This window comes from Micromonospora sp. PTRAS2 (assembly GCF_054052245.1).
In genome coordinates, this window is the sequence record NZ_JBSWBU010000007.1 from 295,481 (window position 1) to 317,284 (window position 21,804).

The following is a 21,804-nucleotide window of genomic DNA, read 5'->3' on the forward strand; positions in this document are numbered from 1 at the left end:
GCAGGTCGGGCCGGGTCGGATCTGTGCAGCTCGGGCCGGGTCGGATCTGTGCAGGTCAGGCCGGATCGGGGCGGCGGCGGGCCAGCAGGTGCAGCCGGTCGCCGCGCAGGGCGGTGGACAGTGCCGCGCCGGGCCGCCACGGCGGCGTGGTACGCGGACCCGGCCCATCGAACAACGTCAACACGTCGAAGCCGGCGGTGTCGAGCAGGTGCCGCAGTTCCTGGGGGAACAGCAGTCGCCAGGCCGAGGTCTGCACCAGCGGCTCGGGCGCGCCCGGCCAGCTCCAGGCGCGTTCCCGGCGCAGCAGCTGCTCCGCGTGGTCGATCCACAGCCGGGTCCGCGACGTGTACGCGACGCCCCGCCACGGCACGGTGCGCACCGACGTGCCGTCGAGCAGCTCGGTGTTGCCGAGGAAGAACGCGCCGTTGCGCATCTCGGCCAGCAGCAGCCCGCCCGGCGCCAGGTGCGCGCGGCACCGGGCCAGGAACGCGGTGAGGTCGGCGTTGGTGTGGCAGTAGAGCATGGCGCTGTCCAGGCAGGTCACCGCGTCGAACCGGTCGGCGAGGTCGAAGCCGCGCATGTCGGCGGCCACGAACCGGACGTGCGGGTGCCGGCGGCGGGCATGGGCGAGCATCGCCGCCGACGTGTCGATGCCCGTGGCGGCCCAGCCGAGCTGCGCGAGCCGCCCGGCGTCGCGGCCGGTGCCGCAGCCGACGTCGAGCAGCCGGCGGCCGGGAGGCCCGTGGCGGCGCAGCAGGTCGTCGACGAAGCCGGCGGCGGCGTGCTGCGGGTCGGGGAACTGCGCCTCGTACAGCTCGGGGTTGTCGGTGAGCAGGTTGGCCCCGGCGGCGGCCGGTCCGGCGCCGTCGGCTCCCCCGCTCATGCGGGCACCGCCGACGGGGCGGGCGCGGGCGTCGGGTCGAGCGCGCCCCGGCGGTGCAGCATCCCCACGGCCGCCGCGGAGGCCAGCCCGAGCGCGGCGCAGAGCAGCCACGCCACCGCCGGCACCCCGGAGCCGGACCCGTCGTCCATGGCGCGGCCGACGGCGGTCGTGCCGGCCGCCGCGACCACCCCGGAGACCAGGTAGAACAGTCCGAAGTAGGTGCCGGTGAGCCCGTCGCGGGCGAACGCCGGGATCAGCTCCAGCACGAACGGCTGGGCGACCAGCACCCCGACGGCGAGCAGCACGGCCGCGCCGAGCACCGGCGCGAGCCGGACGGGGCCGGCGGGGCCGCCGAGCGGCGCGAGCGGCAGCACGAAGCCCCCGCCCATCACCGCCAGCCCGAGCGCGATGGCCGGGCCGCGGGCGAGGCGGCGGTGCAGCCAGCGGGTCACCGGCACCTGCCACGCGAGGGTCACCACCGTGGACACGACGAACAGCGACGCCACGGCCAGCGGATGCCCGCCGGCCCGCTCCGCCTGCACGGGCAGCACCAGGTAGAGCTGGTTCTGCAGGGCGAACATCGCGCTGAGCGCGAGGGTGAAGGCGAGGAAGCGGCGGTCGGTCACGGCCTCGCGCCAGTCCCCCAGCACGCCCTGCCCGCTGCTGCGGGCCGGCTGCGTCGGCAGCACCAGGGCCTGGGCCACGGTCAGCGCCGCGAACACGCCGGCCGCGGCGAGGGCGGCGGCCCGGAAGTCGACCAGCAGCAGCGCGCTGCCGATCAGCGGCCCGAGCAGGGACCCGGCGCTGGCGAACACGTTGAACAGCGCGAACGCCTCGGCCCGCCGGTCCGGGGCGGCCTGCGCGAGGTAGGCCCGCACCGCCGGGTTGAACAGCGCGCCGGCCAGGCCGGAGAGCACGGAGGCGGCCAGCAGCGCCGGCAGCGACACCCCGACGGCGAAGACGCCGAAGCCTACGGCGCGCAGCGCGCACCCGACGATGATCACCCCGCGCGCACCGAGCCGGTCGGAGGCGGAGCCGCCGAGCAGGAACAGGCCCTGCTGGCTGAGGTTGCGTACGCCCAGGACCAGGCCGATCACGGCGGCGGACAGCCCGAGGTCGTCGGCGAGATAGCCGGCGAGGTAGGGCAGCAGCATGTAGAAGCCGACGTTGACGCCGAGCTGGTTGACCACCAGCAGCCGGATCGCCGGGGGGAAGCCGCGCAGCGTCGTCCAGGTCGCGGTCATCGGGCCACCGCCTGCCGGTCGGCCCGCGCCGGGCGCACGCCGAGGCCGGGCCCGCCGGGCGTACGCAGGGTGCCGTCGGCGCCGCCGATGCCGGTCCACGGATCGTCGGCGAGCAGCAGGTGCCCGTCGAGGTCGACCCAGCGGGCGTGCCCGGCCAGGTGCAGCGCCGGGGCGACGCCGAGCGTGCTGGCGACCAGGCAGCCGAGCATGACGTCCATGCCGTGCCCGGTCGCGGTGTCGATCAGCTGGCGCGCGGCGTCGATCCCGCCGCAGCGGGCGAGCTTGACGTTGATGCCGGCGACGGCCCCGGCGAGGCGGTGCACGTCGGCGACGGTGGCGACGTCCTCGTCGGCGACGACGGGCACCGCGACCCGCGCGCCGATCCAGGCCAGCGCGTCCGGGTCGCCGGGCGGGACGGGCTGCTCGACGGCGTCCACGGCGCAGGCGGCGACGGCGTCGAGGACCCGGACGGTCCGCTCGGGCGTCCACGCCCCGTTGGGGTCGAGCAGCAGCCGGGCCGCCGGGGCGGCGGTCCGCACGGCGGCGACCCGGGCGACGTCGTCGTCCGCCCCGGCCTTGACCTTCAGCACCGTGAAGCCGGCCGCCACGAGCCGCCGCGCGGTGGCGGCGGCGTCGGCGGGCGGCACCAGCCCGATCGTGTACGCGGTCGAGACCGCCTCCCGCGCGGGGGCGTCGATGAGCCGCCACACGGGCACCCCGGCGCGCCGCCCGGCGAGGTCGTGCACGGCGGCGTCGAGCGCGCCCAGCACCCCCGGCGCGTCGGCCAGGTCGGCGGCCAGGGCCGGGAGGTCGGCGCGCAGCGCCTCCGGGTCGGCGTACCCGGTGACCCGGGGACGCAGGGCGGTCAGCAGCGCGTCGATGCGGCCCAGGTCGAGGCGCTGGTACGCGCTGGTGACGACCTCGCCGTGGCCGGTGCCGCCGTCGTGGGTCAGCCGCACGGCCACCGCGTCGCGGCGGGCCATGACCGACCGGGAGATGCGTAGCGGCTCGGCGAGGGGCAGCGGGTAGGCCCGCCAGTCGAGGTTCACGCCGGCACCCGCTGTCCTCGGGCCGGCTCGGCGGGCCGGCGGCGGGGGTCGACGACGGTGCGGCACCGGCTCCACCGGGTGACCTCCACCGCCCGGGGGTGGGGGATCTCGACGGGGTGGCCCCGGGTGGGGCCGAGCAGCCCCCGCCGGGCGCAGTAGTCGTCGTCGAAGATGGAGTCGAGGTAGCGGTGCGGCCCGTCGGGGAACACGGCGAGGACCCGGTCCCCGGGTCGGGTCCTCGCCGCCCAGGCGGCGACCCGGGCGGTCGCGCCGGTGCTCCACCCGCCGGTGACGAACGCGTGCCGGGCCAGCCGCCGGCAGGTCTGCACGGCCTCGGCCGGGCCGACCCAGTGCACCTCGTCGAAGGCGGCGTAGTCGACGTTGCGGGGGTGGATGCTGCTGCCGAGGCCGCGCATCAGCCGGGCGCAGGCGGGCTGACCGAAGATGGTGGAGCCGACGGTGTCCACCCCGACCAGGCGCAGCCGGGGCCAGTGCCGGCGCAGCGCGCGGGCCAGGCCGGCGCTGTGCCCGCCGGTGCCGACGCTGCACACCAGCGTGTCCACGACGTCGGCCTGGGCGACGATCTCGTCGGCGAGCCCGGCGTAGCCGGCCGCGTTGTCGGGGTTGCGGTACTGGTCGGGCCAGTACGCCCCGGACAGCGCGGCCCGCACACGGAGCAGCCGGTCGAGGCGGGCCTGCTGCCAGCCGCCGACGGGGTGCGGGGCGTCCACCACCTCCAGCCGGGCCCCGTGGGCGCGCAGCAGCGCCCGCATGGACGGCTCCAGCTCCCGGTCGACGACCAGCACCACCGGGTGGCCGAGGGCCTGCCCGGCGAAGGCGAGGCCGACGCCCATGGTGCCGCTGGTCGACTCCACCACCGGGGCCCCCGGGGCCAGCTCGCCGCGCGAGCGCGCGCCGGCCAGCATGGACACCGCCGCGCGGGCCTTCATCCCGCCGGGGCTCAGGCACTCCACCTTGGCGAGAAAGCCGGGGTGCGGGTGCGGCAGCGGGGCGTCCACGAGCACCACCGGCGTGCGCCCGACGAGGTCGAGCAGCTGCGGCGCGGTCATCGGCCCTCCCGGTCGGCGCGGTAGCGGTAGAGCGGCGTGGGGCCGCCGTCGAGCCAGAAGAACGGGTAGGGCTCCGCCGACACGGCGGTCAGCCCGGCGCCGAGGAAGCACGGCAGGACCGCGCTGCCGGACTGGGCGAACGCCACCAGCGGGACCCCGGTGGCCCGGGCGTGGCGCAGCAGCGGCGCGAAGGTGCCGTTGCCGAGGGTCATGCCGGAGGCCAGGATCGCGTCGCAGCGGTCGAGTAGCGCCGCCGCCTCGGGCAGGCACGGCTCGTCCCACTCGGTGCGCCCGCCGGCCAGGTCGCACGGCAGGTAGCGCAGGCCGCGCCGGCGCAGCTGGTCGAGCAGGGAGTTGACCACGCCGACGACGAGCACGGTCCGCCCGGGTTCGGCGGGGAGCAGGTCGACCACGGCGGCGGCGCGGGCGGCCGACTTGACCAGCGACGTGCCGGCGGGCACGGTCACCACGTCCGCCCCCGCGCCCGCGTGCGGGCGCACCCCCATCAGGTACGCGTCGAGCGCGGCGACGCGCACCGGCAGGTTCGGGTGGGCCAGCAGCTCCGCCACGGTGGCGCCCACACAGTCGTACGCGACGTCGTCGGGCAGCTCGTCGGGCTCGACGGCGCAGGAGCCGACGGCGACGCCGACCCGAAGGCTGAGCACGTGGTTGCGGTAGCCCCGGGCGCGACCGGGGTGGCGGGCGCCCTGCCGGGTGACGAACCCGACGCTGACCCGCTCCCCCGCCGGGTCGGGACCGAGGCGGCCGGCGAGCACCGCCGCCATCAGGTCGTCGAGGCTGTCGTGGGGTGCTGCGGTGACGGTGGGGCCGGCGGCCGGGGCGGTCACGCGGCGGCCCCGGCGAGCTGGTCGGCGTACCGGACGTCGAGGGCGGCGACGTGCGCCTCGGCGCGGGCCCGCGCGCCCGGCCCGTCGGTGTCGACGGTCATGACGTGGCCGAGGTAGCTGTTGTTGCTGCTGGCGTCGCCGGTGCGGTGCCCGGCGGGCCTGACCGCCCAGTCCACGACGCCACGGTCGTCGACGAGCCGGTCGGTGCCGGTGATCGTGTCGACGGTGCCGGCCCGGGGCGGCAGCAGGAACGCGATGGCGGCGCTGCGTACCCCGGTGTCGACCGGCGTGGTGTCGGGGCGCTCGCCGAGGGCGAGGCGCGCGTACGCCATCGGCAGGTCGATGCCGGTGACCCGGCGCACGAGTTCGGTGATCTGGTTGCCGGCGGGCCGCGGGTTGACCTCGACCACCCGGGGCCCGGCCGGGGTCAGGCGCAGCTCGGTGTGGGCGACGCCGTGGGTGAGGCCGACGGCGGCGAGCGCGGCGACGGCCGCGTCGGCGGCGGCGCGGGCGTCGGTGGCGGGCAGGTCGGCGGGGAACATGTGTCCGCTCTCGACGAACGCGGGCGCGCCGGCGAGGCTCTTGTCGGTGACCCCGACGACCGTGGTGACGCCGTCGCAGGTGACCGTCTCGACGCTCACCTCCGGGCCGGTGAGCAGCTCCTCCAGCAGCACCAGCGGCACCCGGGGCTGCCGGCGGGCGTTGACGCCGAAGCCGGCCAGCGCGTCGTACGCCGAGCGCAGCTGCGTCGGGTCGGCGACGGCGCGCACGTACATGCCGGCGCACAGGTCGACGGGCTTGGCCACCAGCGGGAAGCCGAGCCGCTCGGCGGCGGCGAGGGTGTCCGCCCAGCCGTCGGTGACCGCGAACGCCGGCCCGGGCAGGCCCGCCCGGCGCATCGCCTCGCGGGCCAGGTCCTTGCGGTACGCGCGGCGCACCGCCGCCGGGTCAGGGCCGGGCAGCCCGAGGTGGGCGGCGACCTCGGCGGCGGTGTGCAGGTAGTAGTCGCAGGAGGTGAGCACCCCGTCGAAGCGCAGAACGGCGTGCAGCCGGGCGACGTGTGCGGCGAGCGCCGCCGGGTCGTTGGTCTCGGCGGTGACCACGTTGTCGGCGGCGAGCAGCGGGTGGACCTCGCCGGGCGGCGTCGCCCGCAGGTAGTGGTGCAGGTCGCGGGTGAGGAACGTGAACCGGTGGCCGTCCTCCCGGATCGCCCTCGGCAGCAGGGCGCTCATCGCGCCCACCCAGCTCTCGATGACCAGCAGGTGACCCATCAACGACTCCCGTCCTGTTGCGGTGGCGTCCCGCGTACATCTTGTTGGAAACGGTTTTCGTTGTAAAGTCCGCCGCGCCGCGGCCCGCCGCCCGCACGTCCGTCGCCGCGCATCCGTCGCCGCGCGGACAGCCGGGAGCCCGCAAGAATGAGAAACTCCGGAGCAGGTTTCCCCCGTCACGCGCCGTCGCCGACGGCGGGGAACGTGCCCGATCGGCCCGCGCACCAGGACAGGAGTCGCCCCTCACCATGTCGGAGAACGACAACGGCACCCCGGGCACCGGCCGGCGGAACCGGCCGCCGTGGGAGTGGATCGCCGCGGCGGTCAGCGTCACCGCTCTGCTCGTCTCGGTCGGGGCCTGGCTGATGCCGGACTCGGGCGACTGGATCTGCGACAAGACGGACCGGCGGTTCGTCCGCTGCAACGACGTCCCCGCCGACTTCCTCGGCACCTGGACCGGCGAGGAGACCTGTTCGGGCACGATCCTGGCCACGTGCGTGCACCCGAAACACACGCTCACCCTGACGATCAGGCGCGCGAAGCAGGGCCAACAGGCCGTCGAGACGTCATCGGAGCTGGACGGCCGACTCCTGTGCCGATCCTCGTGGACCCTCACCGAGGTCGGCGACGGCGAGCTCTACCTCCACAAACACCACACCATCGACGAGGGGCAGGGGGCCAACGGCGAGCCGATCACCTGCTCGGAAGGCTTGACCGCCACGGTGACGGCGACGGGCCCGAACGCCCTGCGCGTCGCCACGAAGGGCACCGCGATCACGGACACCGGCGTCCACTTCGACGCCGACCTGAAGCGGGAGTAGCAGCACGCACCGATCAACGTGAATCTTGGTAACTTTCGGCCCTCAGAGGGGCCGTTCCGCACCAAGATCTCTCGGCGTCGCGCCGAGGCCGGGCGTCAGCCCGCGTACACGCGGACCTCGCCCCGCACCGTCGCCGTCGCCGATGCCGGCGTCGCGGCGCCGGCCCGGGTGGCGGCCCGGCGGTTGCCGCACGTCGCGCGGTCGTGGGACCAGGCGGCGACGCGCGACGCCCGGCAGGCGGTGACCGCCGCACGGTTGCCGCACGCGCGCGTCGGCCGGGCGCCGCTGCTCGACGGGGCCGTTCAGGCCACGGCGGCCCGGTCGGCCGGGTCGACGCCGGCGTAGCCGCCTCGGTGGTAGAGCAGTGGCGAGCCGACGTCGGCGTGCCGCAGCAGCTCGGGTTCGGCGAGCACGATCGCGTGGTCGCCGACGACCACCCGGTCCACCACGCGGCAGAGCAGCCACGCCGGCGCGTCGTCGAGGATCGGCACCGCCTCGGGGCCGACCCGCCACCGGGTCGGGTGGGCGAAGCGGTCGATCCCGGTGGCGGCGAACGTGCGGGCCAGGTCCCGTTGGTGCTGGGCGAGCAGGTGCACCGCGACGTGCCGGGCGCGCGCCACCGTGGGCCACGCCGACGAGGCGAGACCGAGGCAGAAGGACACCACGGGCGGCTCCAGCGACACCGACGTGAACGACGTCGCGGTGAAGCCGACCGGCGTGGCCCCGGGGGCCGTCACCACGGTGACGGTGCTGGCCTGCTGGCGCAGGACGCTCCGCAGCGAGGCCGTGTCGGCATCGACGATGGGTCCCTGCTGCGGGTCGGCGGTCATCGGAGGCTCCCAGGATCGCACGGTGCAGCCCGGGGTGGGCCGCCCCGGATCGGCCGGGACGCACATCGATGCGGCGTCCGGTGCCTCCGACGCTAACCGACCACCCCCACCACCCGCAAACCCTACTTGAAAAGTAGGGATTTCGGCACCGCCGCGTCGACGCCGGCCAGGACGCCCCCGAGCCAGCCGGATCGCCCGGCCACGGGCCGCCGCGCGCCGGCTCCGGAGCGGACCCCGCGCAGGCAGTCGATCAGGCCGGGCCGGTCGGCACCCGGGCGGGCACGGGCCGGCCGGCGAGCCGACGCAGCGCGAGGTACGCCTCGCAGCCGAGGCAGAAGTCGAACGCCGCGTTGAGGAAGGCCGCGGCCAGGGCCGCCGCCGTGGCGGTCAGGGCGAGCGCCGGCAGGCCGGCGAGGTGCCCGACGGCCGCCAGCAGCATGAACGCCAACCCGACGAGTTGGGCGAACCGCACCGGGGCGGCCGGCTCCCGCTCGGCGGGCGGGTCGAGCCGGGGCGCGACCAGCGCCCGGTAGGCCAGGGCGTACGGGCCGAGGCGCGGGCTCGCCGCCGTGACGGCGAAGACCACCGCCTGGGTGAGCACCAGGGCGAGTGAGCCGGTGATCAGCGCGGCGGCGAGGACGACGGTGGTGACGGCGGCGGCGAACCGGGGGCCGCGAGGGTCGAGCAGCATGGCGTGAGGGTCCGTTCGGCGAGGGGGCGCGCCGTGGCGCGCGGGGGCGACTGTCAGGCGGCGTGGCACGCCGGACAGAGGCTCGCCGCGAGCCGCCCGTGGTCCACCGCTCGCCGTCGGGTCAGTCGCACCCCGCGCGCAGAACCGGCCCCCGACGGCGGCATGGACCCTGACGGCGGCACGGACCCCGAGGGCGGCCCGGACGACCGGCGCGCGGACGACCGCGTGATCGTCACCGGTCGGCTCCGGCCAGCAGCGGCGCGACGGCCGCGACCAGTTCGTCCCGCACGGGCACCCCGGACGCCCGGAGCACCACGCGCCCGGCCGGGTCGACCACCAGCACCGTCGGCGTCCGCCAGACGTCCAGCTCACGGACGGCGTCGAGGTGCTGCTCGGCGTCGACCTCGACCAGCACGACGCCCGGGACGGCCGCCTCGACCTGCTCGAGGACCCGGCGGGCCGCACGGCACGGTGCGCACACCGCCGAGGAGAACTGAACCAGCGTCACCGCGCCGGAGCGCGCGCCCAGCCGCGCGAGCAGGGCCCGGTGCGCGTCCTGCGGCGTGCCGGGGCCGGTGCCAGCCCCGGGGGCGGGGGCGGGGGCGGGGGCGACCGACCTGAGGCGGCCGTCGCGGCGGCGTCGCCACCAGCCGAAGCAGGTGGCGAGGCCGAGCACGCCGACGACCAGCAGCACGCCGGTCAGGGTCTGGTCCCGCACCGGTCCAGGGTGCCACAGGCCCAGGTCAGCGCCCATCGGCGGTCCGGATGGCGGAACGCCGGCGCCGCCGCCCGGCCCGTTCCGCCGCCGCGTCGGCCACTGCGGGCTCAGCAGGGGCAGCCACGATCACTCTGTGTGACGCCCACCAGACCCCGCCTGACGCCTCGCATCCCCTTTGCTCTGCACCCATCCGCGCAACACCCAGCGTGAGCTGCGCCTACGCGAGGAACGAAGGGGTGGCGAGGCCGACGCGCGGCTGCGCTGCGTGAAGCGTTGCGCCCTTGGGTGCAGAGCAAAGGGGTGGGCGGATGCCGGCCCCACCCGACCAGAGCCGCCCCCCCACCCCCCCCCCGCCCGGCCAGAGCCGCCCCACCCGACCAGAGCCGGCTAGAGCCGACCCCGCCCGACCGGAGCCGGCCGGATGGCGCATCGCCCCCGCCGGGCGCCGAACCACCGCCGGCCGTCCTCTGATTCTTGGACAGTTCCGGTCCGTCGCGGACGGGAACTGTCCAAGATTCGCACGCCGCCCGGAGCGACGGTGCGGCCGAAGGCGAGTTCCGGGGTGGCGTCAAGCGCCCGCAGCTCAGAATTCCGTCAGCGTTTGCTGTCAGCAACCTGTCATTCGCGGTGGCGACCCGCTTTTCCGCCGCGAGACCTATGACCCAATCGAACAGCTATTTATGATTCTCGATGCCATGGCGCATTCACCGGCCGTTCACCTACCGAACAGCCGGCGTTCAGGACCGCATCCACCTGCCCTCGAAGAACGGGATCACCATGACCTCGACCACCCGCAGAACCGCCGTCCTCGCCGGGCTCACGGCCACCCTGCTGGCCGGCCCGCTCGCCGGTGCCGCCATCGCCGCCCCGACCGCCACGATCACCCTCAACGGATCCGGCGCGAGCGTATCGGGCAGCAACGTCACCGTCTCCGGCAGCGCCATCACCATCACGGCCCCCGGCTCGTACCAGATCAGCGGCACGCTGAACAACGGCTACGTCAAGGTGGACACCGCCGCCGCCGGAACGGTCGAGATCATTCTCAGCGGCGCCTCGATCACGAACTCGACGTCCTCGCCCCTGTACGTGACCAACGCCGACGCCGTCACCGTCACGTTGGCCGCCGGGACCACCAACAGGCTCACCGACGCGACCACCTACACCACCACCGGCGAGCCGGACGCCGCGCTGTTCAGCGCCGCCGACCTGACCATCGGCGGCACCGGGGCGCTGACCGTGCAGGCCCGCTACCAGGACGGCATCGTCAGCAAGGACGACCTGGTCATCCAGTCCGGCACGATCACCGTGAACGCGGTGGACGACGCCATCCGGGGCAAGGACTCGCTCACCGTCAACGGCGGCGCCATCACCGTCACCTCGACCGCCGGCGACGGGCTCAAGTCCAACGACACGGAAGCCGGAAAGGGCGTCGTCAACATCACCAACGGCACGATCTCGGTCTCCGTCGCCGACGACGGCATCAAGGGCGAGAACGCACTGAACATCTCCGGCGGCACGATCAACGTGACCCGGTCGTACGAGGCGCTGGAGGCGCTGAAGCTCACCATCAGCGGCGGCAACTCCACCGTCGTGGCCAGCGACGACGCCGTCAACGCCGCCGAGGAGGGCCTCGGCCACATGGAGCCCTCCCCGAACGCGTTCATCCGGGTCACCGGGGGCACGGTCGTGGCCACCGGCGGCACCGACGGGTTCGACTCCAACGGCGAACTCACCTTCGCCGGCGGCACGGTGGTCGCCAACGGCTCCAGCACCCGGGGCGGCGGCGAGGGCGCGCTCGACACCGACGCGACGCTCACCTTCACCGGCGGCACGGTGGTGGGCGCCGGCCTGACCTCGATGGCCGTGTTCAAGGCGGTGCCGAACACCGGCCAGGGCTGGGTGGCCCCCCGGTTCAGCACCACCTACGCCGCCAACACGATCGTGCACGTCGTCTCCGGCAGCACCGTGCTGGCCTCGTTCCGTGCGTCGAAGAGCTTCCGGGAGGTCGTCATCTCGTCGAACCGCATCACCAACGGCCAGCGGTACGACGTCTACACCGGCGGCAGCGTCAGCGGCACGAACGTCGGCGGCCTGTACACCGGCGGCAGCATCTCGGGCGCGACCCGGGTGTTGACCGGGGTGACCGCCGGCCAGTACAGCGGCGGCATGATCCGCTCCTGATCCCCGGTGCGCCCGGCCAGGACCGCGCGGTCCTGGCCGGGCGGCCCTGGCCCGCCCTCGCCGCACCCCTCCCCACCTCGTCCCGCACCGATCCGCAGCCCGCGCGCCGACCCCGCACACCGCGGCGCCGGGTAAACCTCAGAGGAGCATCAATGTCACGGTTGGTCCTGACCGGGATGAACCTGGTCGCCGTGGGCCTGCTCGTCTTCGCCCTGTACTTCCCCCGTCATCGGCGGCGGGACCTGGTGGTCGCCTACCTCGGCGTCAACGTCGGCGTCTTCGCCGTGGCCAGCTCGCTCAGCAGCGGCACCGTCGGGGCCGGCCTCGGGCTGGGCCTGTTCGGCGTACTCTCGATCATCCGGCTCCGCTCGACCGAGCTCGACCAGCACGAGGTGGCGTACTATTTCTCCGCCCTCGCGCTCGGCATCCTCGGCCCGCTCTCCGGCACCTCGATCTGGACGGTCGCCGGCCTGACGGGGCTGATCCTCGCGGTCATGTACGTCGGCGACCACCCCCGGCTGCTGCGCCGCTACCGGCGGCACGTCATGGTGCTCGACACCGTGCTGACCGACCCGGTCGCCCTCACCGCCCACCTCGAACAACAGCTCGGCGCGCGGGTGCACGCCGCCAACGTGGAACGGATCGACCTGGTCAACGACACCACCGTCGTCGACGTCCGCTACTCCCGGCCGAAGGCCACCACGGGTGCCGCCCGGCGACCGGTCGAGACGGGCGCGACGCGATGATCCCCCTCGCCACGCCCACCACGGTGCTGGCCGACCTCGCGCCGATCGACCTCGCGGAGCTGACCGGACGCGCCGCCCTGCAGACCCGGTTCGACCGCAAGTACCTGCTCCCGACCGCCGAGGTGCCGGGCCTGCTCGCCGGACTCGACCCCGGCACGCAGGTGCTGGAGATCGACGGCCGGCGGTCGTTCCGGTACGAGTCGGTGTACTTCGACACCCCCGACCTCGTCAGCTACCGGCTCACCGCCCACCGACGCCGCCGCCGTTTCAAGATCAGAACCCGGACGTACGTCGATTCGGGCCTGTGCTGGCTGGAGGTGAAGACCGAGGGCACGCGCGGCGGCACGGTCAAGCACCGGCTGCCCTACCACCCCGGCGACAGCGGCACCCTGTCGCCCGGCCGGACGTTCGTCGACGGGATCCTCGCGACGCTCGGCACCGGCGGCGGGACCGGCCTCGCGTTGGCCTCGACGCTCACCACCAGATACCTGCGCAGCACGCTGTTCCTGCCGACGACCGCGAGCCGGGCGACCATCGACCTCGGACTGTGCTGGGAAGGCGGCCACGGCGCGCGGCTGGAGCTGCCCGGGCTGGCCATCGTCGAAACGAAGACCGGGTCGACCGCCTCGCACGTCGACCGCCTGCTGTGGAGCCACGGCCACCGCCCGGTTGCCGTCTCCAAGTACGCGACCGGACTGGCGGCCCTGCGCCCCGAACTGCCCTGCGCCCGCTGGCGACGCACCCTGCGGCGGCACTTCACGCCGGATGCCGGCACGGAGGCACCGCCGTCGTCGTCGCCGCCGTCGGTCTGAGTCCCCGCGACGTCCGGCGGCGCGGCTGCCGGGCCGCCGGACGGGTGCCGTGCACATACCGGTGGACGTCAACGACGATCGAACGCCACGGCGGCGTCCTCGACGACGTGCGGGTCACCGAGCTGGGCCCCGTGCGACGGTACTGGGTAGCGCTGTAGCACCGCCGCACGGAGCCTCGCGACGTCAGAGGGAAGACGTCAGAGGGTACGGGCCAGCCGGTCGGCGAGGACGCGGGTGAACCGGGAGGGGTCGGCCAGTTCCCCGCCCTCGGCCAGCAGCGCCATGCCGTACAGCAGCTCGGCCGTGTCGGCGAGCCCGTCGGCGGCGGCGTCCTGCTCGTGGGCCTTGCGCAGCCCCTCCACCAGCGGGTGCCCCGGGTTGAGCTCCAGGATCCGCTTGACCTGCGGCACCTCGTGCCCCATCGCCCGGTACATCTTCTCCAGCGTCGGGGTGATGTCGTGGGCGTCGCCGACGACGCACGCCGGGGAGGTGGTCAGGCGGGTGGAGAGCCGGACCTCCTTGACGCTGTCGGCGAGCTTGCCGGACATCCAGGTCAGCAGGTCGGCGTACTCCTGGCGCTGCTGCTCGCGGGCGGACTCGGCCTCCTTCTTCTCCTCCTCGGTGTCCAGGTCGACCTGGCCCTTGGCGATGGACCGCAGCGGCTTGCCGTCGAACTGGCCGACCCGCTCGACCCAGACCTCGTCGACCGGGTCGGTGAGGATCAGCACCTCGTAGCCCTTGGCGCGGAACGCCTCCATGTGCGGCGAGTTCTCGATCATCGACCGGGACTCGCCGGTCATGTAGTAGATGTCGGACTGGCCGTCCTTCATCCGCTCCACGTAGTCGCGCAGGCCGGTCAGCTCGGCCGGGTCGTGGGTGGAGGCGACCGAGACGACGTCGAGGATCGCGTCGGTGTTGTCCGGGTCGTCGAGCAGGCCCTCCTTCAGCGCCGGGCCGAACTCCGACCAGAAGGTGCGGTACTTCTCGGCCTCGTTGGCCTTCAGCTCCTTGACGGTGGCGAGGATCTTCTTCACCAGCCGCCGGCGCACCGCCTGGATCTGGCGGTCCTGCTGGAGGATCTCCCGGGAGATGTTGAGCGACAGGTCGTGCGCGTCGACGACGCCCTTGACGAAGCGCAGGTAGTTGGGCATCAGCGCTTCGCAGTCGTCCATGATGAACACGCGCTTGACGTAGAGCTGCACGCCCCGGCGGGCCTGCGGGGCGAACAGGTCCACGGGCGCGTGCGACGGCAGGAACAGCAGCGCCTCGTACTCGAAGGTGCCCTCGCCCCGCATGTGGATGGTCTCCAGCGGGTCGGCCCAGTCGTGGCTGACGTGCTTGTAGAACTCCTTGTACTCGGCCTCGTCGACCTCGCTGCGCGGCCGGGCCCACAGCGCCTTCATCGAGTTGACGGTCTGCACCTCGCGGGTGGTCTCGTCGCCCTCGCCCTTGCGCTCGACCGTCATCCGGATCGGCCAGGCGATGAAGTCGGAGTATCGCTTGACGATCTCGCGGATCTTCCATTCGGCGGTGTAGTCGTAGAGGTGGTCGTCGCTGTCCTCGGGCTTGAGGTGCACGGTGACGGCGGTGCCCTGCGGCGCGTCGTCGACGGTCTCCACGCTGTAGGTGCCCTCGCCGGTCGACTCCCAGCGGGTGCCCTCGCTCTCCCCGGCGCGGCGGGTGAGCAGGGTGACCCGGTCGGCCACCATGAACGTGGCGTAGAACCCGACGCCGAACTGCCCGATCAGGTCCGCCGACGCCGCCGAGTCCTTCGACTCGCGCAGCTTCGCCAGCAGCTCGGCGGTGCCCGACTTGGCGATCGTGCCGATCAGGCGGACGACGTCCTCGCGGGACATGCCGATGCCGTTGTCCCGGACGGTGAGGGTGCGCGCGTCGCGGTCGACCTCGATCTCGATGTGCAGGTCGGAGACGTCGGCTGCGAGATCCTTGTCGACCAGGGACTCCAGGCGGAGCTTGTCCAACGCGTCGGAGGCGTTGGAGATCAACTCCCGCAGGAAGACGTCCTTGTTCGAGTAGATCGAATGGACCATCAGCTGGAGCAGTTGGCGCGCCTCCGCCTGGAACTCCAGCGTCTCGATCCGGTTGCTCACACCGACCCCCTTCAGTGACTTCACATGCCTTCGCGGTGCCTTCGCGCACAGGATACGAGCCGTCGCTGCCCGTCGCGACACCCGCCCGCTCACGTGACCCCGAGGGCGAGCGCGAGCTGCACGATCGTGGCCGGGGCGTGCGGGTCGCGTACCACCTGGGCCAGCACCGACCGGGCGGCCGGGCGGTGGCGCACCTCGGCCGGTGCCGTGCGATCGGCGTCGACCAGGGTCCGGCCGGCACTGGCCGGGTCGTCGGCCTGGAGGTAGGCGCGGGCGGCGTCGAGCAGGTGCGCGGCCCGGTGCTCGGCGGGCAGCCACCGCCAGGCGTCCCGCCGGGTCGTCCGCTCGTGCCAGGTCACGGCCGCGCGGGCCGCGCCCAGCTCCACGGCCGCCGCGACCCGTGCCGAGCCGACCGTCGTCGGCCCGAACCCCGTCCGGTGGTGGTCGTGCCCCTCCCCCACCCGGTCCGCCATCGCGGCGGCCTCGCCGAGCAGTTCGGTGGCGGAAGCCTCGTCACCGTGGCGGGCGGCGGCCAGGGCCGCCTGGACCAGCAGCGCCCCGCACAGCGACAGCTCCTGCGGCGCACCGTCGTCGGGGTCGGCCGGGGCGATCCGGTACGCGGCGGCCAGCGCCGCCGACCTCGCCGCCCGCGCCCGGCCGGACGCGCGCAGCGCCTGGCCGAGTTGCACCACGGCGGCGGCCACCAGCGCCCGGTCGCCGGTCGCGGCGGCCACCGCCCGATCGGCGGCCAGCCAGGCCAGGTCGGCCTCGCCGACCTTGACCAGCAGTGCGGCGGTGATCCGGTACGCCTCGACCAGCGGCTCGCGCAGCGCCGCGGGATCGCGGGCGTGGGTGCGCTGCGCGTCGGCCAGCAGCGGCGGGAGCAGGTCGACGAGCTGCGGGTACCGGGCATGCTGGTAGGTGATCCACCCGTGTCCGACCTGCCGCGCCAGCCGGTCGGCGGGCACGGCGGGCCGCTGGGTGGCGCGGCCGAGCGTGATCTCGTACGCCGACAGGGCCGCCCGGATCCGCTCGACGCCTGCGGCGCGTTCGGTCGCCTCGGCGGGCCGGGTGTCGCGGCCGAGCAGCACCGCCGCGTCGATGCGCAGCACGGCGGCGATGTCGTGCAGGATGGAGACCCGGTCGAGGGCGCGGACGCCTCGCTCGACCTTGTCGACCCAGCTCTTGGACTTGCCCAGCCGGTCGGCCAGCATCTGCTGCGACAGTCGCCGCCGTCCCCGCCAGTACGCGACCCGCCGGCCGACGGGCAGGAGGTCACCGCTGTCCACGCCGCCACCGCCGGTCCGGCACCGCCCGGGTCGTCTCCTCGGCCGGTATCCGCTCCGCCTCGGCCTGTGCGAGCAGCCGCTGCCGGGCCGCCTCCCGCTCCGCCTGTTGGATCTGCTCGCCCCGACCCTCGACCGGCCCGTCGTCGCTCATCGTCCCGCCTCCGTTGCCAGGGGCGCGGCGCAGCGGCCCAGGGAAGGACCGCCACCGCCGCACCCGGTGGAAGGGAGCGGCTCGTACCCGAACCGGTGCTGGTTCAGCAGCCGCACACCCTGATCACAGCCTGTGATGGAACGACTGCGCGATCCAGGCGAACGGCGTCCGCTACTGTCCGCCCGGCCCCACCGAACCGGCGACGGACAGGTCCGTGGACAGGTCAACGAACTCCCGCGCCGCCACCGAGTTCGCGGCGACCTCCACCAGGAGCCTCCGTAGCTCGGCGACCCGCCGCATCGCCCGCTGCGACTGCGCTCGCCGCGCCAGCTCCAGCGCCCGTCCCGCCACGTCCGCCGCCCGCTCGACCTCCCCGGCCTGGAGCAGGGCCTCGGCCAGCCAGGTGAGGTACAGCGACGACTCCCGGGGCACCTCAGAGCCGTAGCCGGCGACCACCCGTTCGAGGATCGGCACCGCGCGCAGCGGCCGGCGCAGTTCCGTCCACACCCGGCCCGCCATGATGTCCACCTCGTCCGCGCTCAGCCAGTACGCCCACGGCGGCGCGGCGCTCGGGTCGCGCCTGGCGTACGCCTCCTCCACCATGCCCAGCGCCCGCTCCGCCTGGCTCGCCTCGCCAGCACGGGCGTGCGCCCACGCGACCCGCTCCAGCAGCAGCGCCCGACCCGTCGCCTCCGCCGCCTGCCGGCCCCCGGCGTACGCGGACCTGGCCAGCGTGACCGCCAACCGCCGGTCCCCGGTGCCCGCCTCCAGGTAACTCAACGTGCTCAGACAGTTGGCCGCGCTGGCGGTGTCCCCCGCGGCGTGCGCGGCTCGCATTCCGGCCAGGTAGTACCGCCGCGCGTCTGCGGTCCGGCCGGCGTCCTCGGCGACGAATCCGGCAAGCTGGCACAGGTCCGCCGCTGCGGCGAGCAGTCGCCGACCGACCACCTCGGAGTGGGTGCCCGCGCGCAGCAGGCCGGCGGTGGCCTCCAGTTCGGCGAACACCATCGCGTACGTCTGCGCCCCGCCGACGTGGTCGTCCAAGCGGCGGAGCTGCCCCACCCGGCGCTCGACGCGAGCCACGGTCTCGGTGCCCACCTGCCGGCCCGCGCTCAGCTCATAGCGCTGCGGAGGATCAGCTATCAACCACTGGTGCGCCAACTCGGCCGCGTTGTCCGGGCCAGGGACCGTGGTGACCAGCAGGTCGGCGAGCTGTTCGGCGTCGCAGTGCCGCCACAGGGCAGCGCAGTCGATCTCCCATCTCCCGTCGCGGAGAACCCCCGCGAGACAGACCAGTTCGCCGCCGGCAGCGAGAGCGTCGTCCAGCCGAGCCGCCACCTCGGGCGTCGGCGGCTTGCGACCGTGAGCGAGGTCGTGCAGGTAGCTCTTGCCGTAGTAGGTGCGGGCGGCGAGGGCCCGGAAACTGACGCCACGCTCCCGGAGCAGTTCTCGTAGACGCACGGCGAAGCGCGACGACACGGACATGGCGGAGACTCCCGAATGAGGTCTGGACGGCAGCGCCTCCGGTCCTACCTGGACAGGCACCTCCTTCGGACCATAGCCGACGAGCACGTTAAGTAGTGCGACGCTCACGTGATCGACGGTGATGGCGTAGGTGACTCAGCTCCCTATGCGCCGCCGCCCATCATCGGGCGTCGCCGAAGCCGAACCAGGCCACCGTTGGTCGTCCCGGCCGACGCCGCTCAGCCGGCCGGCGACACCGGGGCGAACCGGTCGAGCGCGGCGCGCAGGTGCCCACGCAGGGTCTCGCTGCCGGTGTGCCCGGAGTCGTCGACCACGATCAGCTCCGCGTCGGGCCAGGCGCGGGCCAGCGACCACGGCGTCTCCAGCGGCGCGCCGAGGTCGAAACGCCCGTGCACGAGCACGCCGGGGATGCCGGCGAGCCGGTGGGCGTCGCGCAGCAGCGCGTCGTCGGCGAGCCACATGCCGTGGGAGAAGTAGTGCGCGCAGAGCCGGGCGAACGCGACCTGGTCGTCCGGCGGCTGGTCGCGGTAGACGTCGGGCGTGCCGTTCGGTTCGAGGGAGACGACGGCGTCCTCCCAGGTGAGCCAGGCGATCGCGGCCCGCTGGCGGACCTGGGTGTCCGGGTGCTCCAGCAGCCGGGCGTACGCGGCGAGCAGCTCGGCGGCCGAGCCCCGGCCCGGTGCGATCGCCGGGCGGTCGGCGGCCGGCACGGCGTCGACGAACCGCCGCCACTGCTCGGGGAAGAACCGGCCGACGCCCCGGTACAGCCAGTCGATCTCCGACCGGCGGCTCATCGTGACCCCGACGAGGACGATCGCGCTGACCCGCTGCGGGTGGCGCTGGGCGTACGCGAGGCCGAGGGTGGAGCCCCACGAGTTGCCGAACAGCAGCCACCGGTCGATGCCGAGGTGCTCGCGCAGCCGCTCCATGTCGGCCAGCAGGTGTCCGGTGGTGTTGTGCCGCAGGTCGGCGGTCGGGTCGCTGGCGTGCGGGGTGCTGCGCCCGCAGCCGCGCTGGTCGAACTGGACGAGCCGGTAGCGGGCCGGGTCGAACAGGCGGCGCGTGCCGGGCGACGAGCTGCCGCCGGGGCCGCCGTGCACGGCCACGGCCGGCATGCCGTCCGGGTTTCCGGACACCTCCCAGTAGACGAGGTGCCCGTCGCCCACGTCGAGCATTCCCTGGTCGTACGGCTCCACCAGGGGATGCCCCATCAGGCCGCCCGTCCGGTCACGGCGTCGAGGGCGCGGGTGAAGTCGGCGAGCAGGTCGGCGGTGTCCTCGATGCCGGTGGAGACCCGCACGAGGCCCTCCCCGATGCCGGTGGCGGCAAGCTGCGCGGTGTCGACGATCCCCGCCCACATGGAACGCGGGTGCACCACGAGGGTGCTGACGCTGCCGAGGCTGGCGGCCCGCTTGGCCAGCCGCAGCTCGGCGAGGAGGGTGGCCGCCGCCGGCTGGCCGCCGGCCAGGTCGAGGCTGAACACGCCGCCGTACCCGCTCATCTGCCTGGTGGCCAGGTCGTGCTGGGGGTGGCTGGGCAGCCCCGGGTAGCGGACCCGGGCGACCGCCGGGTGCGCCTCAAGCTCCCGGGCCAGGGCGAGGGCGTTGTCGTTGTGCCGGGCCATCCGCAGCGGCAGCGTGCGGATGCCGCGCAGCAGCAGCCAGGAGTCGATCGGGCCCAGCGTCGCGCCGGTGACGATGGCGGTCTGCCAGACCCGGTCGACCAGCTCGGCGGAGCCGACGACCACCCCGGCGGTGACGTCGGAGTGGCCGCCGAGGAACTTCGTGGCGCTGTGCCAGACCAGGTCCGCGCCGAGGGCCGCCGGCCGCTGGTTGACCGGGGTGGCGAACGTGTTGTCCACGACGGCGTACGCGCCGTGGGCGTGGGCCAGCTCGATCACGGCGGTCAGGTCGGTCAGCTCCAGCAGCGGGTTGCTGGGGGTCTCCACGAGCAGCAGCCGGGTGCGCGGGGTCAGGGCGCGGGCGAACGCGTCGACGTCGGTCTGGTCGACCTGGGTGCAGGTCACCCCGAACCGGGTGAGCAGGCCGGTGGCCAGCGAGGTGGTGCCGCCGTACGTGCTGCGCTGCACGATCACGTGGTCCCCGGCGCTGAGCAGGGCCAGCGCCATGGTGGTGACCGCGCCCATGCCGGAGGCGGTGACCAGGCCCGTCTCGACGCCCTCCAGCTCGGCGACCACGGCGGCCACCTGGGCGTGGTTGGGGTTGCCGTAGCGGGTGTAGAAGGCGTCGGGGCGCACCTGCGTGGCGACCTCGGTGAACCGCTCGTCGCTCTCGGCGCCGAACGTGGCGCTCTGCACGATCGGGGGCGACACCGCGCCCGTGGGGTACAGGCCGTCGTCGCCGTGGATCGCGGTCGTGCCGATGCCGGTCACCGGTGCTCCTCATGCTGGTCGGATCGTTGCCCGGGGTCGGGCGGGGGGATGACGACGGGGCTCGGCGCGGGCGCGGGGGCGGCCCGGTCGCGCAGCATCCGCTGGCTGTCGCGCTGGCGGCGCAGCACCGCGTCGTCGAGGTCGGCGACGGCGAGCCCGGCGGCGGTGCCGGCGGCGGCCAGGGCCCGGCCGTCGGGGCCGTACACGGCGCTGTGGCCGGCGAAGCGCCAGCCGCCGTGCGCGCCGGCGTAGTTGGCGAACAGCACGTAGCTGGTGTTCTCCAGGGCGCGGGCCGGGAAGTAGACGCCGCGCCGGTGGTCGGAGTCGCCGACGGTGAACGCGCCGGGCACCAGGTAGGCGTCCGCGCCGGCCAGGGCCAGGCCCCGGGCATGCTCGGGGAAGCTCGCGTCATAGCAGACGCCGAGGCCGAGCCGCCAGCCGTCGAGCTGCACCATCGTGTCGGTGTGGCCGGCGACGAACACCGCGCGCTCGTCGGCGTCGAGGTGCCGCTTGTGGTAGGTGGCGGCCACCGCGCCGTCGGGGCCGACGACGAACGCGGCGATGGCCCAGCCGTCGGCGCGTCGGGCGCAGCCGCCGACCACGGCGGTCACCCGGTGCGCCCGGCAGGCCCCGCCCACCGTCCGCAGGACCGCGTCGCCCACCTCGACCTCGCAGCGGGCGACGTCGGCGGCGAGCAGCGGGTAGTCGTACCCGCACAGCGACAGCTCGGGAAAGACGACCACGCGGGCGCCGAGGGCGGCGGCCTCGGCGACGGCCGCGACGTGGGCCGCCGCGTTGCCGGCCAGGTCGCCGCCGACCGCCTCGATCTGCGCGGCGGCGACCCGCAGCGGCTCCCGCACCGGGTCGTCGTCGCCCGTCACATCGCCCCCAACCACCACCGCAGCCCGAAGAAGACCGCCAGCCCGACCGTCCACACGATCATGAACCGTTCGACGAACAGGCCGGTCACCAGGGTGACCAACCCGGCCACCAGGTAGGGGATCGTGACCACGGTGATCTCGACCCGGTTGTCGACCGGGGCGAGCACGGACGGCACGGCGATGGCGGCGAGCAGGGCCGCCGGCAGGTAGCCGAGGAACGTCTTGACGTCGGCGGGCAGCTCCCGGTCGCGGAAGACCAGCAGCGGGACGTACCGGGGGGCGAAGGTCGCCAGCCCCATGCCGAGGATGAGCAGCAGCATGGACATCGTGG

The 21,804-nt window shown here is 74.6% G+C and carries 21 protein-coding genes; 4 read left to right on the forward strand and 17 right to left on the reverse strand.

The genetic code is table 11. From position 1 onward, the window contains the following. Window positions 1-55: 55 nt before the first annotated feature. The 6 genes from ACVMYR_RS22710 to ACVMYR_RS22735 are packed head-to-tail and all read right to left on the reverse strand — an operon-like array spanning window position 56 to window position 6,365. A complete protein-coding gene (locus ACVMYR_RS22710) occupies window positions 56-883 on the reverse strand; it encodes a methyltransferase domain-containing protein (protein WP_457122661.1) in 828 nt (275 codons plus the stop codon). Beyond that, a complete protein-coding gene (locus tag ACVMYR_RS22715) occupies window positions 880-2,127 on the reverse strand; it encodes an MFS transporter (RefSeq protein WP_457122662.1) in 1,248 nt (415 codons plus the stop codon). The genes ACVMYR_RS22710 and ACVMYR_RS22715 overlap by 4 nt, the downstream gene beginning before the upstream one ends. After that, a complete protein-coding gene (locus ACVMYR_RS22720; protein WP_457122663.1) occupies window positions 2,124-3,176 on the reverse strand; it encodes a mandelate racemase/muconate lactonizing enzyme family protein in 1,053 nt (350 codons plus the stop codon). The genes ACVMYR_RS22715 and ACVMYR_RS22720 overlap by 4 nt, the downstream gene beginning before the upstream one ends. Then, the gene (locus tag ACVMYR_RS22725; RefSeq protein WP_457122664.1) at window positions 3,173-4,246 is read right to left on the reverse strand and encodes a PLP-dependent cysteine synthase family protein; all 1,074 of its coding nucleotides are present in this window, start codon (window positions 4,244-4,246) and stop codon (window positions 3,173-3,175) included. Before ACVMYR_RS22725 ends, ACVMYR_RS22720 begins: the two co-directional genes overlap by 4 nt. Continuing rightward, on the reverse strand, window positions 4,243-5,094 hold the full coding sequence (locus ACVMYR_RS22730) for a Rossmann-like domain-containing protein (protein WP_457122665.1): 852 nt from the start codon (window positions 5,092-5,094) through the stop codon (window positions 4,243-4,245). Before ACVMYR_RS22730 ends, ACVMYR_RS22725 begins: the two co-directional genes overlap by 4 nt. Beyond that, window positions 5,091-6,365, reverse strand: coding sequence for an ATP-grasp domain-containing protein (locus tag ACVMYR_RS22735; RefSeq protein WP_457122666.1), 1,275 nt, complete (start codon window positions 6,363-6,365; stop codon window positions 5,091-5,093). The genes ACVMYR_RS22730 and ACVMYR_RS22735 overlap by 4 nt, the downstream gene beginning before the upstream one ends. A 248-nt stretch (window positions 6,366-6,613) precedes the next feature. Here ACVMYR_RS22735 and ACVMYR_RS22740 point away from each other — a divergent pair, with 248 nt between their 5' ends. After that, window positions 6,614-7,186 carry a hypothetical protein gene (locus tag ACVMYR_RS22740; protein ID WP_457122667.1) on the forward strand — a complete coding sequence of 191 codons (573 nt, stop codon included), beginning with the start codon at window positions 6,614-6,616 and terminating at the stop codon, window positions 7,184-7,186. Window positions 7,187-7,488: 302 nt separating this feature from the next. On the opposite strand, the gene ACVMYR_RS22745 is transcribed toward ACVMYR_RS22740, so the two are convergent. From ACVMYR_RS22745 to ACVMYR_RS22755, 3 genes are all read right to left on the reverse strand, one after another. Further along, a complete protein-coding gene (locus tag ACVMYR_RS22745; RefSeq protein ID WP_077940182.1) occupies window positions 7,489-8,016 on the reverse strand; it encodes a flavin reductase family protein in 528 nt (175 codons plus the stop codon). A 250-nt stretch (window positions 8,017-8,266) separates the two neighbouring features. After that, window positions 8,267-8,707 carry a DUF4395 domain-containing protein gene (locus tag ACVMYR_RS22750; RefSeq protein WP_457122668.1) on the reverse strand — a complete coding sequence of 147 codons (441 nt, stop codon included), beginning with the start codon at window positions 8,705-8,707 and terminating at the stop codon, window positions 8,267-8,269. A gap of 232 nt (window positions 8,708-8,939) precedes the next feature. After that, complete coding sequence (locus ACVMYR_RS22755; RefSeq protein WP_457122669.1) at window positions 8,940-9,425, reverse strand: TlpA family protein disulfide reductase; 486 nt, start codon at window positions 9,423-9,425, stop codon at window positions 8,940-8,942. Window positions 9,426-10,115: 690 nt separating this feature from the next. On the opposite strand from ACVMYR_RS22755, the gene ACVMYR_RS22760 reads away from it, so the two are divergent. The 3 genes from ACVMYR_RS22760 (at window position 10,116) to ACVMYR_RS22770 (ending at window position 13,164) form a co-directional block, all read left to right on the forward strand. Further along, window positions 10,116-11,606, forward strand: coding sequence for a carbohydrate-binding domain-containing protein (locus ACVMYR_RS22760; protein WP_396791845.1), 1,491 nt, complete (start codon window positions 10,116-10,118; stop codon window positions 11,604-11,606). Between the two features lie 152 nt (window positions 11,607-11,758). Further along, on the forward strand, window positions 11,759-12,352 hold the full coding sequence (locus ACVMYR_RS22765) for a DUF4956 domain-containing protein (RefSeq protein ID WP_229405447.1): 594 nt from the start codon (window positions 11,759-11,761) through the stop codon (window positions 12,350-12,352). Beyond that, window positions 12,349-13,164, forward strand: a complete 816-nt coding sequence (locus tag ACVMYR_RS22770) for a polyphosphate polymerase domain-containing protein (RefSeq protein WP_457122670.1) — start codon at window positions 12,349-12,351, stop codon at window positions 13,162-13,164. Before ACVMYR_RS22765 ends, ACVMYR_RS22770 begins: the two co-directional genes overlap by 4 nt. 197 nt (window positions 13,165-13,361) lie before the next feature. Here ACVMYR_RS22770 and htpG read toward each other — a convergent pair whose 3' ends face one another. From htpG to ACVMYR_RS22810, 8 genes are all read right to left on the reverse strand, one after another. Continuing rightward, window positions 13,362-15,275, reverse strand: a complete 1,914-nt coding sequence (htpG, locus tag ACVMYR_RS22775) for a molecular chaperone HtpG (RefSeq protein WP_353901934.1) — start codon at window positions 15,273-15,275, stop codon at window positions 13,362-13,364. A gap of 89 nt (window positions 15,276-15,364) precedes the next feature. Further along, window positions 15,365-16,564: a helix-turn-helix domain-containing protein gene (locus ACVMYR_RS22780; protein ID WP_457122671.1), complete on the reverse strand. Its 1,200-nt coding sequence runs from the start codon at window positions 16,562-16,564 to the stop codon at window positions 15,365-15,367. Beyond that, entirely contained in the window at window positions 16,551-16,715 is a 165-nt protein-coding gene (locus ACVMYR_RS22785) for a hypothetical protein (RefSeq protein ID WP_176734358.1), read from the reverse strand. The genes ACVMYR_RS22780 and ACVMYR_RS22785 overlap by 14 nt, the downstream gene beginning before the upstream one ends. A gap of 171 nt (window positions 16,716-16,886) precedes the next feature. After that, a complete protein-coding gene (locus tag ACVMYR_RS22790) occupies window positions 16,887-18,200 on the reverse strand; it encodes a helix-turn-helix domain-containing protein (protein ID WP_457122672.1) in 1,314 nt (437 codons plus the stop codon). 218 nt (window positions 18,201-18,418) lie between these two features. After that, window positions 18,419-19,411, reverse strand: a complete 993-nt coding sequence (pip, locus tag ACVMYR_RS22795) for a prolyl aminopeptidase (RefSeq protein WP_457122673.1) — start codon at window positions 19,409-19,411, stop codon at window positions 18,419-18,421. Next, complete coding sequence (locus ACVMYR_RS22800) at window positions 19,411-20,592, reverse strand: trans-sulfuration enzyme family protein (protein WP_457122674.1); 1,182 nt, start codon at window positions 20,590-20,592, stop codon at window positions 19,411-19,413. Before ACVMYR_RS22800 ends, pip begins: the two co-directional genes overlap by 1 nt. Continuing rightward, a complete protein-coding gene (locus tag ACVMYR_RS22805) occupies window positions 20,589-21,473 on the reverse strand; it encodes a carbon-nitrogen hydrolase family protein (RefSeq protein WP_228986223.1) in 885 nt (294 codons plus the stop codon). The genes ACVMYR_RS22800 and ACVMYR_RS22805 overlap by 4 nt, the downstream gene beginning before the upstream one ends. Beyond that, window positions 21,470-21,799, reverse strand: a complete 330-nt coding sequence (locus tag ACVMYR_RS22810) for an AzlD domain-containing protein (RefSeq protein ID WP_141722304.1) — start codon at window positions 21,797-21,799, stop codon at window positions 21,470-21,472. The genes ACVMYR_RS22805 and ACVMYR_RS22810 overlap by 4 nt, the downstream gene beginning before the upstream one ends. Window positions 21,800-21,804 lie beyond the last annotated feature (5 nt).

Excerpts from the sequence above, each read along its gene's own strand:
- ACVMYR_RS22710 (WP_457122661.1), bottom strand. The coding sequence starts at position 883 with ATGAGCGGGGGAGCCGACGGCGCCGGACCGGCCGCCGCCGGGGCCAAC.
- ACVMYR_RS22715 (WP_457122662.1), bottom strand. The coding sequence starts at position 2,127 with ATGACCGCGACCTGGACGACGCTGCGCGGCTTCCCCCCGGCGATCCGG.
- ACVMYR_RS22725 (WP_457122664.1), bottom strand. The coding sequence starts at position 4,246 with ATGACCGCGCCGCAGCTGCTCGACCTCGTCGGGCGCACGCCGGTGGTG.
- ACVMYR_RS22735 (WP_457122666.1), bottom strand. The coding sequence starts at position 6,365 with ATGGGTCACCTGCTGGTCATCGAGAGCTGGGTGGGCGCGATGAGCGCC.
- ACVMYR_RS22740 (WP_457122667.1), top strand. The coding sequence starts at position 6,614 with ATGTCGGAGAACGACAACGGCACCCCGGGCACCGGCCGGCGGAACCGG.
- ACVMYR_RS22745 (WP_077940182.1), bottom strand. The coding sequence starts at position 8,016 with ATGACCGCCGACCCGCAGCAGGGACCCATCGTCGATGCCGACACGGCC.
- ACVMYR_RS22750 (WP_457122668.1), bottom strand. The coding sequence starts at position 8,707 with ATGCTGCTCGACCCTCGCGGCCCCCGGTTCGCCGCCGCCGTCACCACC.
- ACVMYR_RS22760 (WP_396791845.1), top strand. The coding sequence starts at position 10,116 with ATGCCATGGCGCATTCACCGGCCGTTCACCTACCGAACAGCCGGCGTT.
- ACVMYR_RS22765 (WP_229405447.1), top strand. The coding sequence starts at position 11,759 with ATGTCACGGTTGGTCCTGACCGGGATGAACCTGGTCGCCGTGGGCCTG.
- ACVMYR_RS22770 (WP_457122670.1), top strand. The coding sequence starts at position 12,349 with ATGATCCCCCTCGCCACGCCCACCACGGTGCTGGCCGACCTCGCGCCG.
- ACVMYR_RS22785 (WP_176734358.1), bottom strand. The coding sequence starts at position 16,715 with ATGAGCGACGACGGGCCGGTCGAGGGTCGGGGCGAGCAGATCCAACAG.
- ACVMYR_RS22790 (WP_457122672.1), bottom strand. The coding sequence starts at position 18,200 with ATGTCCGTGTCGTCGCGCTTCGCCGTGCGTCTACGAGAACTGCTCCGG.
- pip (WP_457122673.1), bottom strand. The coding sequence starts at position 19,411 with ATGGGGCATCCCCTGGTGGAGCCGTACGACCAGGGAATGCTCGACGTG.
- ACVMYR_RS22810 (WP_141722304.1), bottom strand. The coding sequence starts at position 21,799 with ATGTCCATGCTGCTGCTCATCCTCGGCATGGGGCTGGCGACCTTCGCC.